This is a genomic window from Clostridium sp. BNL1100, assembly GCF_000244875.1.
GTDB lineage: Bacteria > Bacillota > Clostridia > Acetivibrionales > DSM-1351 > Ruminiclostridium.
Window position 1 is genome coordinate 961,037 of the sequence record NC_016791.1, and the last position, 13,583, is coordinate 974,619.

Sequence of the window (13,583 nt, forward strand, 5' to 3'; positions counted from 1 at the left end):
AGTTCATAAGATGGAATTCCAACTTAGCCCCTTATTCTGTGTTTAAATAATATCAACACAGAATAAGGGGTTGTTTATTTATGGTACGAAACCTGACCAAATTCTACGTTCCGGGGTCTGTACGAAGCAAATGCATCAATGGCAGGTTTCCAACCCGGCGAGCAGGTCAGAGCAATCGATCTGTTATACGGAGTAATACTGCCCAGTGGTGCGGAGTGCTGTATTGGACTTGCTAATAAGATTGCTGGATTTTTACTTCATCTCACCATTCCACACCACCTACGAATAAGCATACTGATGGGATAACCTTTAACAGTACCATGTTTGAAAAACTCAACAATAAAAACATTATTGGTGGTGAAATTCTAGGAGGAAAAACTGGATATACTGGTGCGGCTGGTCTATGTCTCGCAAGTCTCACCAAAGTGGATAATAAAGAATATGTTTTGTTTACAGCCGGTGCAAAAGGAGACAGCCACTCGGAGCAGTTTAATATTACCGATGCAATAGCTGTATACAGCAGCATAGGAAAATAAATAAAAAATGGAGGTATTATGAATAAACGAGAGAAAATCAAAACAGTCTTCTTATGTGGTGTTTTCATTTGTTACATACTTTTGTTAATTAAAATATTGTTCTTATCAAGAATTTCAATTTTGGAGCTATTTAATAGTCCAAGGACTTTATTTAGGTCAATTAATATCATTCCTTTTTATAGCATAACGGAATATATAACTGCCAGCTCTATAAATATTAAACAATTTGCTTTTAGTAATGTGGTTGGCAATATAGTTATTTTTATTCCTCTTGGTGTATATTTGCCGTTATTCAAAAAATCTAAAAAAGCAATACCCAACCTGTTGTTTATATTTATAGTAAGTTTATTTGTTGAAATCATTCAAGGGCTTTTAGGTATTGGAATATCAGACATTGATGATGTAATTCTAAATTGTCTGGGTGGATGGATTGGTATTTTAGGGTATAAATTTTCATTATTTATATTAGAAGACGAGAAAACAGTATATACTGCAATCACAATACTGTCTGCTGTCATAGGATTACCGGTTATATTATATTTATTATTCATGGTTAAAATGAGATTCTGAATACCCTACTCAAAAGGAACTCTACGATAGGAATATCTTTCTATATGTTTCTCTACATACTGTATAGAGCAATTACTCTTGGTGAATTGACATAATACTAATATGCAACATTTATGTGTATGGTTCATATAATGCTATTAAAGATAAAAAGGCCATGACTACAAGAAATTATGTTTTCTTGACTCCTTAATTTCTAGTAGAAATACGAGTGCAAGGGGCGAACAATTATGACATCAGAATTTGAATCTTGTGACAAAACGATTAAAGATCCATATGAAAGAATATTAAAAAGCTATAACAGGATGATATTTCCTGATGGTATACTTTCTAAATATAATTTAGATATTATTAACAAATTTTACAGAAATATACCCAGAAACAGGATGAATTATTATAAACATCATTCTAGAGAATTGAAGAAAACCATTAATACAAATAAATCTTACAGTGAAGGTAAGCAGGCTAGCATGGATATTATACCTGCCAGTGAGCGTGATATACATAACTATCTATCATGTTGTAGAATGGCAACTTTCCAGATTCAAGCCATAATGAAGCTCGACGGAAGGTTGGACTTTGACAGATTGAAGCGAGCGGTAAGACTGTCTGTTGACGCAGAACCCGTTTTGGCATCCCGGTTTGTTGAAGATGAAAAGCATTATTGGAAACGTTTGGATAACATTGATGGAATCAGTTTTTGTTCTTTGGAAGAGACAGATAATGCTGATGAAACTATTAAGCAGTTTTTACAGAGTCCTTTAGACATGGATAATGATCCACAGGTAAAAGTTAAAATAATGCGTTTGGAGCAATATGACATATTAGGGGTGAAGCTCAATTATGTATGTTGTGATGGAACAGCTGCAAAGGAATATATCCAACTATTATCACACATATACTCCCACATTGATCAAGGTAATAGCACCTACATACCTGAATCCCAAACAGGCAGCAGAAAGGATCAGGATGGATTATTTAAAGAATTAGGTATAAAATACCCGGAATTAAGCTGGAATCCACCCCGGGACACCCCCAAGACTAAGTGGGGATTCCCATGGATACAAAGGCGAGAGGATTCAATTCATTTTGAAGTATGTAGGATTCCAAAGGGTGATTTTGAGAAAGTATACCAATATGGAAAATCGACAGAAGCGACGATTAATGATTTAATTCTTACGGCATTTTATAGAACTATGTTTAAAATATCTAAGCCAAAACAAGGTGCTCCTATGGATATTACTTCAACTATCGATCTGCGACATTATCTTCCAGATCATAAGTCTCAGGTTATAAAAAATTTATTCGGAGGGCTTATAACAAGAATATCCAGAAAAATGAATGAAACCTTTGATGGCACTTTATCAAGGGTCATGAGTGCCACGACAAAAGTTAAAGAATTACATTCGGATGTAAATAACAATATGGATGAAGAAAATAATGAAAAAAATAATCTCGCATATTTTCGAGATTATTTTGACCACATGTCTCAGACTTTAGAGACTTCAACAAAAAGTCCTTCTTATATTGGTAATGAATGTTTCCCTGGACTTTGCAATTTAGGAAGTATCTCAAGATCCTTAATAGGCTTCGGACAAAATGTTGTTACAGATGCATACTTTATACCGCCTGTTATACGTGCACCCGGACTCCTACTGCTTGTAAGCTCCTATAATGATATATTAACTATGTCATTAGGCTATTGCAAAGCCTCAATTAACCAGAGGGATATGAAAGCACTTCTAAATTCAATTAAAGATGAACTTATCAAAGGATGCAAAGTGAAAACTGACTCTAATAATAATTAAGTATCACTTTTGTAGTAGATTTGAAGGGTTCTACTAAGGTACAGGCGGTAAGAATTACTTTTACTTTCACTAAGCTCTTCACACCTGAGAAAAGCCACAAGTGTCTTTTCATTAATATTTGTGTCGCCATAATAGTGGCGGAATGGAGATTATAATGATAACCAGAACTTCGTTTCCTGTCAGGTATTCTGAAATAGATAAAATGGGTATAGTACATCATTCTAATTACCCAAAGTGGTTTGAAATCGGCAGGAGAGATTATATGAACAAAGCAGGAATTCCTAATTTAAGTGTATATAGTCAGGGATTTTATCTTCCTCTTTGTGAGTTGGAATGTAAATTTAAAAGTCCTGCAAAATATGGTGATGAAATAGTAGTTATTACAGCTTTAACATTTGTATCCTGCGTAAGGGTAAGGTTTGAATACAAATTACTAAATAATAGGACAGAAAAGCTTATAGCGGTAGGAAATACTGTTCATGCATGGACAGATAAAAATATCAAACCACTCAATATAGAAAAGGCAGCACCACGTATATATACATCATTTAAGGCGCTAGTGGAAACAGGCGGAATTAACGAAGACAAGGACACTATGTATATCCATAAGCAATAAATCGAGGTTTTTACAGCCTGACAAAGAAGGAGTCATTTATGGAAAAAGGAAAATTGCTGGGCAAGGGTTTAACTGCCGAGGTATATGAATGGGGAAAGGATAAGGTTTTAAAGCTATATTTCAATAAGTTTAGTAACGATGACTGGGTAGATCATGAGGCGAAAGTTGGATATTTAGTTCATGAATCAGGTATAATATCGCCAGCTGTATTTGATAAGGTTGAAATTAATGGACGTAGAGGAATAATCTTTGAAAGAATATTTGGTAAATCAATTCTGGAGCATCTCGTAACAGAACCTTGGGAATTATATAATTATATGCGGCAGTTGGCACTCTTGCAACATAATATTCATAAATTTTCGACAAATGGGTTACCAACCCAGAAGGAAAAATTCACATATAAAATAAGGGCCTCATCTAGTATACTCCGAGGAAGGCTAAAAAAAATATTAGACTATATGGAAAGTTTACCGGATGGTGAAAGTATTTGCCATGGCGACCTCCATTTTAATAATATCATAGTTTCAGGTAACAAATTGGTGCCGATTGACTGGAATGGCGCCTATATGGGGAACCCGTTAGGGGACGTTGCACGGACATGCATGATTATCCGTCCACCGACTCTTTCCAGAGTACCTGATGCAGTGAATATGCTGACCTATTACCCTCGATTGCTGGCATACCAGGTTTATATAAATGAGTATATGAAGCTTGCCAAGGCAAAGTATGAGGATATTGATGTATGGATGCTTCCAGTAGCTGCTTCAAGGCTCAAAGACCGTATACCTGGAGAGAAAAAGTGGCTATTGGACATGATCGATAAACGCTTGGAACAATTAAGATAAGAGCTACACAATTACTTAGAAAGTATTGACTTAAATATAAAGTAAGATTAAGCAGAAATTCTGATTTATTGGAGTGAATTTAATATGAGGGATATATATAAATATAATAAGAATAATATCAGCAAAATGATGCAAAGTGCAACACGCTATTATAAAGACTATGCTAAAATATTAGAAAAAAGTATGGTGGGTCTGCAAAATCAATATAATATGGAAGATAGAACAGGCACTTTTCCGGTTAACGGGCATGATATTTACAATTATGTAGCACGATACAATATGGCAAATCTCCAGATTCAAGCCATAATGAAGCTGGATGGAAGATTGGACTTCGATAAATTAAAACGGGCCGTAAGATTGTCAATTGATGAAGAGCCTGTTCTGGGATGCCGGTTCATTGAGGATAGGAAGCCTTATTGGAAACCATTGGATAACATTGAAATAATCAATTTCTGCGCTTTAGAAGAGACTGAAGATATTGATCAAGCTATTCATAATTTTATACGAGGTACTATAGACCTTGATAATGACCCAATGGTGAATGTAAGGCTCATACGCTCAAGCCGAAGTGATGTTTTAGCTATAAAAATGAATCATGCTTGTTGTGATGGAATAGGAACACAGGAATATGTACAGCTTCTGGCAGACATATATACCAAGCTTGATCAGAAGAGTGATACCTTTATACCTGAACCCAGAATAGCTGGGAGAAGGGATCAGGATAGGTTGTTTGCAGAATTGGGAATAACAAACCAAGATGCAATATTTGTACCCGGGTCGGATATTTTTATGCCTACATGGCCATTTCCCTGGGAGCAAAGCGGGTCTAATACAGCCCTTATGTCAGTTTCCAGAATTCCTTCCGGGCATTTGGAGGAAATAAGTAAATATGCCAAAAGCCTGGGCGCTACAGTTAATGATTATATCCTTACTGCTTTTTATAGAGCAATGATCCAAATGGGGCAGCCTATATATGGTGTGCCTATGGAAATTCCAGTTACAGTTGATTTACGTCGTTATCTTCCTGATCATAAAACCCTGGCAATAAGAAACTTTTCAGGTTCGGTAAACACCAGGCTTATAATGCTCATAAATGAACCCTTTAATAGAACTTTGAGAAGAGTTTCAAATATGATGAAAAAAATAAAAAAGGGGTATCCTGGTTTACAAAGTGCTATTGGACTGGAACGTTTAGAAAAAATAAGCTTTATAGAAACACTTGCCTATTATCAGGCTGATGCTAAGAAGACACAATTGACTTGTCCCTTATATTTCGGTGATAAGTGCGTACCTACTTTATCCAATTTAGGCATTTTGTCAAAATCTTTAATAAAGTTTGGTAATAACACTGTTATTGACGCTTTTATTTTACCTCCCGTTGTGCGTGCACCAGGCCTTTTACTAATGACAAGCACCTACAACTCCGTTTTAACACTTGCAGCCGGTTATTACAAGAGTACAGTCAGCAAGGAGAATATAGATAGGCTTCTTAGTATAATTAAAAATGAGCTTATTCAAGGATATAAAAATTAAGATAAGAATTTTTAGAACAAAATGCTTCGCAAAATGTTCTACTTGGGAACCCTAGGCTCACTTTGACGAAACACAAAGTGTTTTAAGTGCACCTTCCTAAAACCGGCGAGGGGAACTCCACCTCTGCACACCCCTATATTAAAAACTATTTTGAAGCTTGCATTTAGCATATTTCTACTAAACAATAAATACCATAATTTCCCTAATATTAAGAAAAGCGCCCCGTGTCGGGCGCTTTTTAAATTGAGTCTAGTGAGCCAAATAGCCACCATCAACTATAATAGATGTGCCGGTAATAAACTTAGATGCATCGCTTAATAGGAATGCGGCTGCGGAAGCGACATCCTCAGGTTTTCCAAGCCCCATGATTTGCCGCTTTTTTAGATCGGTTTCAAAATCCTTATTATTGACAAGCTCAATCAAACCATCATATATTTGGGATTTAATCATTCCTGGTGCAATAGAGTTTATTCTAATGTTTTTTGCTGCCAGCTCCAATGCCATTGGTCTAATTGCACTGTCAAGGGCTCCTTTGCTTGCACAGTATGCAGCTAAGCCTCTGGCACCCAATTTACTAGAAATAGACGATATTGCTACGATACTACCTCCATTGTCATTGTACTTCCTTTTGGAAAAATGTTTTACAAGTTCCATAAAGGAATAAAAATTTATAGACATAATACTTTTTAAATTATCCATTTTTAAGTATTGTATAGGAATTGTACGAGATATACCGGCTGAATGTACAATACCGTTAAGCTTTCTATCATCACTACATATATCATCTATCATACCTTCTATTTCATCCAGATTGTTTAAATCAATCAGGTAATAGGAGTGGTTGCCGGGTTCCAACTCATTGTATGTTTCTTTCAGCTTTTCTTCATTTCTGGCAGCCATAATGATGTTTGCACCAATTTTACTTAGATATATGGCAATGCCTTTTCCAATTCCTGAGGAAGCTCCGGTAACCAATATATTTTTTCCACTCAAATCCATCGGATGTATCACTTTTTATCAACCCCATCAAAATAATAATCAGTATATATCATAGGAATACAAGCGGACTTTTTCATTTCCAGGTAAATTGCTCCATATGATAAGCCCACACCAAACCCGCACATTAGCAGTTTTATTGTATCATCCGATTGTTCTGAACCCAATGTATCAACCAAAGTCAGAGGAATAGATTCACCGCTTGTGTTTCCATATTTCTCAATTGATAAAGGAACCTTTTCCATGGGGATACCCAGTCTCATCGCCAAATGCTTGAGAATAAATAGATTCGCTTGATGAAACACATACATATCTACATCATTTTTATCAATAGAGAAATCTGATATAAAGTCGGCCAAAGACTTCCGTACATCAGTGATAGTAAAATTAAAAACATCAGCTCCATTCATGGACAATTCACACTCAGATTTATCCATTATGGTTTGGCTTCTATTTCTTGCATGGCCTGCAGGTACCATAATGCACTTATAGCCGCTGCCTTTGGTTTTCAAAAAGTATGTAATATCTTTACCTTCTGTTTTTTCCAAAGCAGTTGCTGTTCCACCATCACCAAATATCATTGCGGTTGCACTGTCATTTGGATTTATTCCGAAATTACTGGTATCTCCAACAAGCAGAAGAACCCTGTTTATATTCTGTGTAGAGATCATTGTAGCGGCTTGCCACAGCCCATAGACATAAGCAGAACATCCGAGGTTTATGTCAAAGGCTATACAGTCTTGACTTAGCCCAAGTCTATATTGAAGAACACATGCGGTTGCTGGTACTGCATAATCAGGTGTCTGGGAAATGAAAATCAAAGCATCAATAGTAGAAGCCTCCCAGTTCAACTTCTCCATGAGGGTTTTTGCAGCAACATAGCATAAATCAGAAGCACATTGCTCGTCAATAGCTACATGCCTCGTTTTAACACCTGTCATATTTATAAACTTTTGTACGCTTTCCTCTCCGAATACCCCAAAAAATTCTTTGTTATCCACTATACGCTCAGGTACTGCACACGCTATACCTTTAATCTCTACATTTTTCAATATACCTTTAGCCAATTAACCGCACCTCACTCCATTTTATCAATAATATCTTTTACGGTTTTAAATTTCTTTATTTCATCTGATTTGATGTCCATGTTATAAACGCTATCAAACATAGCGATTGTCGATATTACAGCCATGGAATCCCATTCACTGATACTATCCAGTTCTGTAGCTTCATCCAGAGTATCTTTCTCCAGTAGCAGCAATTCTTCCAGAAGATTAAGCTTTTCTTTATGAGTCATAACAAATTATCCTTTCCGCTAGATGCAAAGTAATGTTTACCGTAATAAGATATGCAGCTTCAAGGCGATGTGTGAAATGTTTTTTAAACGCCTATTCTTACGGTACTACTTGCACCCTTCCACCAGTTCATCTTTGATTTTATTAAGAAGCCTTTCCATAGCAGTCTTCCGTACCGAAGGTTTGTAATAACCTACTGCCAACGTAATTATACCGTTATATGAACTGGCTACAAGGAGTATTCCAGGAGCACGTACAACGGGTGGGATGATATATGCGTCAGTTACAACATTCTTACCGAATCTAATTAAAGACTTTGATATTAAGCCCATATTCGATAATACAGGAGAGCATACATCGACAATAGAAAAAGGACTTAGTGACTCTAATTCATTAACTTGAGATAAAGACTTGAAGTATGAGCAAATTTGACGGAAACTCATCTTTTCAATATAGTCTGCCATTCTAGTGCTTTCTACGCTTGGATGTTTGTTTTTAAAGTATTTCGTCAAGGACATTATTCTTGATAAGGTTCCTTCAAAGGGTTCATGTGGTTTCCTGCCTATTTTTATTACAACTCCGCCTGAGAGATTTCTTATTGCTTGAGCTTTATGATCCGGGAGGTACTTTCGTAAATCAATAGTAATAGGTATATCCATTGGTACACCGTATGGGGGTTTGGAAATTTGAAACATAGCCCTAAAAATTGCGGTTAAAATCAAATCATTTATTGTTGCATTTCTGGTTTTAGCATAATTTTTTAGTATATCCAAATGTCCGTAAGGGAGTTTGCATACCACAAAACGAGTAGCACCCATTCGTCTATTCTTCCAGTGAAACCTCCATGTAGGTAGTGCTACTTGCTCCTTGAGCTTCCAAGATGTATCCAGACTTTCCTTGCCAAGTGCATATAATAGGTTCTCATGATCCTCCCTGTTGCGTACACTCGGGTTTGGAGTATATCCCATATCTCCATCATCAATACGTGAATAAATATCCGAAAGAAGTTGTATATATTCTTTTGCACCAGCACCATCGCTGCATACATGGTTGATTTTCACACCCAAAGTATCATGTGTCCCGGAACGTATGAGTTTTACCATAAACATGGGGGAATTATCCATATACAGAGGACTTTCCAGGAAGTGTTGAACAGCTTCGTCCGTATTATCTGTCTCAACCATGGAGCAAAAATTTATATTATCAATATCATCAAAACGTTTCCAATAGGGTGAACATTTCTTAATAAATCCACATCCCAGGACTGGTTCTGCATCAACCGATAATCTTACTGCTCTTACAAGCTTGTCAAAGTCTAATCTTCCATCTAGTTTCATAATAGCCTGGATTTGGAAATTTGCTGCTCTATACTTTGCAACATAATTACATATATCATATGCGTTGACCGGTATAATTTCCGAACTGTCTACTTTATTTCTGCAGTTTTTTCTATTAATACCGGAGTATTTGGCTAATGCCTTATTAAGTTTTCTAAGATAACTTCCTGCCGTTGGAGGCAATTTGGACATGTTAATTTTATTGTTACCAGGCTTCAATTTAAATTTCATATTTTACTCTCTCCATATAAATCGGATTTTTAAATGCAATATTACCTTAGTTCAACGATATTTACATAACTCAGTAATTTGTTTAATATAATCCCGCAATGTTATATTATGTATTGCTTTATACAACTGTTACATTATATGGGTACGTTAATTACCAAAAATAAACAGTTATTATTTATTTTAAACAAGTTGGTACATTTAGCTGGTTATGTAAATATATTAAAATTAAGAATATTAATATCGATATACCTATTAAAAAATAAAGTCATAAAGTAACTGACGGCTGATTTGTGGAACGGTTAATATATAAATCTTAAAAGCTATTTCAGTAGATGTAGTGGGCTTGTCGAAATAATTTTGGAGGTAAAAGAATGCAATACTGGAACTCAACATACGAGTGCATGTCACGGGATAAAATGACCGAAGTTCAAACAAAAAGACTTATAGACACGGTTAAGAAGGTTTACCACAATGTACCCTTTTACCGCAGCAAAATGCAAAAAGCCGGTATTGAACCCGGAGACATAAAATCATTAGAGGACTTGAAAAAACTGCCGTTTACAAAAAAGCAGGATTTAAGGGATACTTATCCGTACGGGATGTTTGCCGTACCGATGAGTGAGATTGTAAGAATACATGCATCCTCCGGAACAACAGGGAAGCAGACGGTTGTGGGTTATACACGGGGGGATTTGGATACCTGGGCTGAGGTGGTTGCGAGGTCACTGTATAGTGCAGGCGCCAATAAGGAATCTATAGTTCAAGTAGCATATGGTTACGGTTTGTTTACCGGAGGGCTTGGAATCCATTACGGTGTTGAGAAAATAGGTGCCTCGGTTATACCTGCCTCAGGAGGCAATACTAAACGCCAGTTACAAATAATGAAGGACTTCGGAACTACTATTCTGGCATGTACTCCATCATATGCACTTTATCTGGCAGAAGAAATGGAGGAAATGGGAATAGACCGCAGTGAATTAAGACTCAAGGCCGGTATTTTCGGAGCGGAGCCCTGGTCAAGTAACATGAGAAAGAAAATAGAGGCGAACTTGGGAATCACGGCAATGGACATATATGGGCTTAGTGAAATAATAGGGCCTGGCGTGTCGATTGACTGCCCCTGTAAGTGCGGTTTACATGTACAGGAAGACCATTTCATACCCGAAATTATAAATCCGGATACAGAGGAAATTCTTCCACCGGGAACAAATGGAGAGCTTGTTTTCACAACCATTACAAAAGAAGGACTCCCATTGGTCAGATACAGGACACATGATATATCCTCATTGAATTATGAAAAATGCCAGTGTGGGAGAACACTTGTCAGAATGAGCAAGGTTACAGGAAGAAGCGACGACATGCTTATAATAAGGGGTGTAAATGTGTTCCCGTCGCAGATAGAGCACGTACTTTTAGAGGTAGGCGAAACGGCACCATATTATATATTGATAGTGGATAGGGTTGATAATCTGGATATACTTGAGATATGTGTTGAAATGTCACAGAATATGTTTTCGCATGAAATTAAGAAAGTTGAGGACCTTGAAAAGAAAATAAAAAAAGAAGTAGAAAGTACATTGGGAATCAATGCAAATGTCAGGCTGGTAGAGCCTAAGACAATAGAAAGAAGCGAAGGTAAGGCAAATAGGGTGATAGATAAGCGGAAAATTCAGTAAATATTCAAAAAAGGGGAGAGGAGCCTATGTATAGGCTTTTCTTATTTAGTGATGGAAAAAGAAAATATTTACAAGAAATGTTGAGCTGTCACACATTCCATTTGCAGGTAGGCCATTGGCACTTTTAAATGATAGCACTACCAATGAATTACATCAGAAAAACGGTGTTAAGAAAAACATTCTTCATATTGCTGATATAAGTCGCACCATTGCTTTTTACCGGTACACCGGCTGTCTGCCAGGCAGTAATGATGGCAGAAGAACAATCATAATCACCATACTCTCCCCACCTATATCTTTGATCGTAACGGTGGGCGTTATCATTTACCAAGTCAATCATCCATTGTGTTGCAATTTCCTATAGTAACCCTCCTTAAATGAATAATAATGAAAAAATAATTTAATGGGATAGCAGCAGTATGCAAGATTTTATCCCTTAATCCTCTGCGATTAAATTCAATTAATTTCTCACTATATTAAGTGTATAAAATAGTTGTTTGAATTTTATTACATTTATAGTATAATATACAATAAATTACAGCTTTCGTGATTTATAGCAAAAAGGAGGGCAAAATGAGCTTAAAGGAAAAAATTTCTGAAATTAATTTTTCAAATGAAGTCGGAAATACTCAAATGGTTAAAATATCTAATCTCTTAAAAAACTCTAGTAGTAATATTTATGCAAAATGCGAATATCTAAATCCATCCGGAAGTCATAAAGATAGAACCTTTAACTATATTATAGAACAACTTGAAAAAAGAGGAGAAATATCCCCGGGTATGACATTGGTTGATTGCTCCACAGGCAATGGAGGCGGTGCTTTAGCTCGATGCGGTAAATTAAAGGGTTATAAGATTATTGTATTTATGCCTGAGGGAATGACAGAAGAACGTATTAGTCAGATTAAAAGTTTTGGTGCTGAAATTATTGAAACCCCCAGAGAAAAGTTTTTAAACGGTTCGGTTGAAGCTGCTGAAGAATATGCGAGAAAACACGAAAATTGTTATTTTCTCGATCAAGCATCTAACCCGCTTAATCGTGAGGCGTGGGATAATTGTGGTAAAGAGATAAATAAATTCTTTGGTTCTTTAGGACAAAAAGTTGATTATTTTATTTGTGCTATTGGAACGGGAGGAACATTCTCAGGTATAGCCAAACAATTAAAAATTAACTATCCGGATATTATTACTGTTGGGATTGAAGTTGACAAATCAGCCCCACTTTTCTCCAAGCGACATAATAAAGAATTTATACATAAACATCATAACATGATGGGCTTGGGAGCCGGAGTGCTTTCTTCGAATACTGATGAAAATTTAGTTGATATCATTGAGACAGTATCTGGTGAAGATTCTTGGACAATGATGAAAAAAGTAATTCAAGATGAGAATTTACAAGTAGGCCCTACTTCTGGTGCTAATATTCTTATGAGCTTAAAATATGCAAAGGAATATGATAATAAAAATATAGTAACAGTATTGTTTGACTCTGCTTGGAAGTATTTTAGCCGTTGGGATGGGGTCTATCCTGAATATCAAAATTTAAATTTATAAAGGAGATAAGACTATGCTACTAAAAGAAATATATGAAAATGCCAAAGTTGTTTCTTCAGGAAAACATTTTACTACTGTAAATGAATTTACAGATCAAATACCTGCCTTGAGGCCTCGGGTATTATGGGAAGCAGCACTTAAAATTTCTCAGGTTTGTGATTTTAATGCCGATAAAATAGTGACTGAAGAAGATAAGGGTACACCGCTCGCAACTGTTGTATCATTAATATCCGGATTACCGATGGCAATAGCTCGTTGGTATAATTATTCCTTGGAAGAAGATTCTCAAATCGCTGTGAATATTGATTCTGAATATTATAACGGAAAATTATTTTTAAATGGGGTAAATAAAAAAGACAAAGTAATAATTATTGATGATACGCTTAGTACCGGAGGTACGATAGTATCTTTAGTAAATGCTATTAGAGAATCCGGCGCTGAAGTTGTGGATGTAGTTTGTGTTATTGAAAAAGAAGGATATGGAGGAAGGGAACGAGTTCTAAAAAGTACAGGGATTGAGGTAAAGACAATACATAAGATTCTTGTGAATCAAAACGGAGTTAAAGTGATTACTTAAAAATAACGTCCC

At 36.1% G+C, this 13,583-nt stretch carries 13 protein-coding genes and 1 pseudogene; 9 read left to right on the plus strand and 5 right to left on the minus strand.

What is annotated here, in order from left to right; translation table 11 throughout:
- Window positions 1–99 precede the first annotated feature (99 nt).
- The 6 genes and pseudogenes from CLO1100_RS20180 to CLO1100_RS04175 all read left to right on the plus strand — a co-directional run.
- Window positions 100–536 (plus strand): annotated as a pseudogene (locus tag CLO1100_RS20180) (D-alanyl-D-alanine carboxypeptidase); the annotation flags it as partial.
- Between the two features lie 18 nt (window positions 537–554).
- Window positions 555–1,106: a VanZ family protein gene (locus tag CLO1100_RS04155; protein ID WP_014312497.1), complete on the plus strand. Its 552-nt coding sequence runs from the start codon at window positions 555–557 to the stop codon at window positions 1,104–1,106.
- A gap of 227 nt (window positions 1,107–1,333) precedes the next feature.
- The gene (locus CLO1100_RS04160; protein WP_014312498.1) at window positions 1,334–2,911 is read left to right on the plus strand and encodes a condensation domain-containing protein; all 1,578 of its coding nucleotides are present in this window, start codon (window positions 1,334–1,336) and stop codon (window positions 2,909–2,911) included.
- A 154-nt stretch (window positions 2,912–3,065) separates the two neighbouring features.
- Window positions 3,066–3,527, plus strand: coding sequence for an acyl-CoA thioesterase (locus tag CLO1100_RS04165; RefSeq protein ID WP_014312499.1), 462 nt, complete (start codon window positions 3,066–3,068; stop codon window positions 3,525–3,527).
- A gap of 38 nt (window positions 3,528–3,565) precedes the next feature.
- Window positions 3,566–4,372, plus strand: coding sequence for an aminoglycoside phosphotransferase family protein (locus CLO1100_RS04170; RefSeq protein WP_014312500.1), 807 nt, complete (start codon window positions 3,566–3,568; stop codon window positions 4,370–4,372).
- 84 nt (window positions 4,373–4,456) lie between these two features.
- A complete protein-coding gene (locus tag CLO1100_RS04175) occupies window positions 4,457–5,905 on the plus strand; it encodes a condensation domain-containing protein (protein ID WP_014312501.1) in 1,449 nt (482 codons plus the stop codon).
- Between the two features lie 249 nt (window positions 5,906–6,154).
- Here CLO1100_RS04175 and CLO1100_RS04180 read toward each other — a convergent pair whose 3' ends face one another.
- The 4 genes from CLO1100_RS04180 to CLO1100_RS04195 all read right to left on the minus strand — a co-directional run bounded on the left by CLO1100_RS04180 (window position 6,155) and on the right by CLO1100_RS04195 (window position 9,764).
- The gene (locus tag CLO1100_RS04180; protein ID WP_014312502.1) at window positions 6,155–6,916 is read right to left on the minus strand and encodes an SDR family oxidoreductase; all 762 of its coding nucleotides are present in this window, start codon (window positions 6,914–6,916) and stop codon (window positions 6,155–6,157) included.
- Entirely contained in the window at window positions 6,913–7,968 is a 1,056-nt protein-coding gene (locus CLO1100_RS04185) for a ketoacyl-ACP synthase III (RefSeq protein ID WP_014312503.1), read from the minus strand. Before CLO1100_RS04185 ends, CLO1100_RS04180 begins: the two co-directional genes overlap by 4 nt.
- 11 nt (window positions 7,969–7,979) lie before the next feature.
- Entirely contained in the window at window positions 7,980–8,198 is a 219-nt protein-coding gene (locus tag CLO1100_RS04190) for a phosphopantetheine-containing protein (protein ID WP_014312504.1), read from the minus strand.
- Between the two features lie 105 nt (window positions 8,199–8,303).
- Complete coding sequence (locus CLO1100_RS04195) at window positions 8,304–9,764, minus strand: condensation domain-containing protein (RefSeq protein ID WP_014312505.1); 1,461 nt, start codon at window positions 9,762–9,764, stop codon at window positions 8,304–8,306.
- A gap of 371 nt (window positions 9,765–10,135) precedes the next feature.
- On the opposite strand from CLO1100_RS04195, the gene CLO1100_RS04200 reads away from it, so the two are divergent.
- A complete protein-coding gene (locus tag CLO1100_RS04200; RefSeq protein ID WP_014312506.1) occupies window positions 10,136–11,440 on the plus strand; it encodes a phenylacetate--CoA ligase in 1,305 nt (434 codons plus the stop codon).
- Between the two features lie 148 nt (window positions 11,441–11,588).
- On the opposite strand, the gene CLO1100_RS04205 is transcribed toward CLO1100_RS04200, so the two are convergent.
- The gene (locus CLO1100_RS04205; RefSeq protein ID WP_242836673.1) at window positions 11,589–11,771 is read right to left on the minus strand and encodes a hypothetical protein; all 183 of its coding nucleotides are present in this window, start codon (window positions 11,769–11,771) and stop codon (window positions 11,589–11,591) included.
- Window positions 11,772–12,013: 242 nt separating this feature from the next.
- Between CLO1100_RS04205 and CLO1100_RS04210 the strand changes: the two genes are divergently transcribed.
- Together CLO1100_RS04210 and CLO1100_RS04215 are read left to right on the plus strand one after the other, a co-directional pair.
- On the plus strand, window positions 12,014–12,994 hold the full coding sequence (locus CLO1100_RS04210) for a cysteine synthase family protein (RefSeq protein ID WP_014312507.1): 981 nt from the start codon (window positions 12,014–12,016) through the stop codon (window positions 12,992–12,994).
- A gap of 13 nt (window positions 12,995–13,007) precedes the next feature.
- Window positions 13,008–13,571, plus strand: coding sequence for a phosphoribosyltransferase family protein (locus CLO1100_RS04215; RefSeq protein ID WP_014312508.1), 564 nt, complete (start codon window positions 13,008–13,010; stop codon window positions 13,569–13,571).
- Window positions 13,572–13,583: the final 12 nt, after the last annotated feature.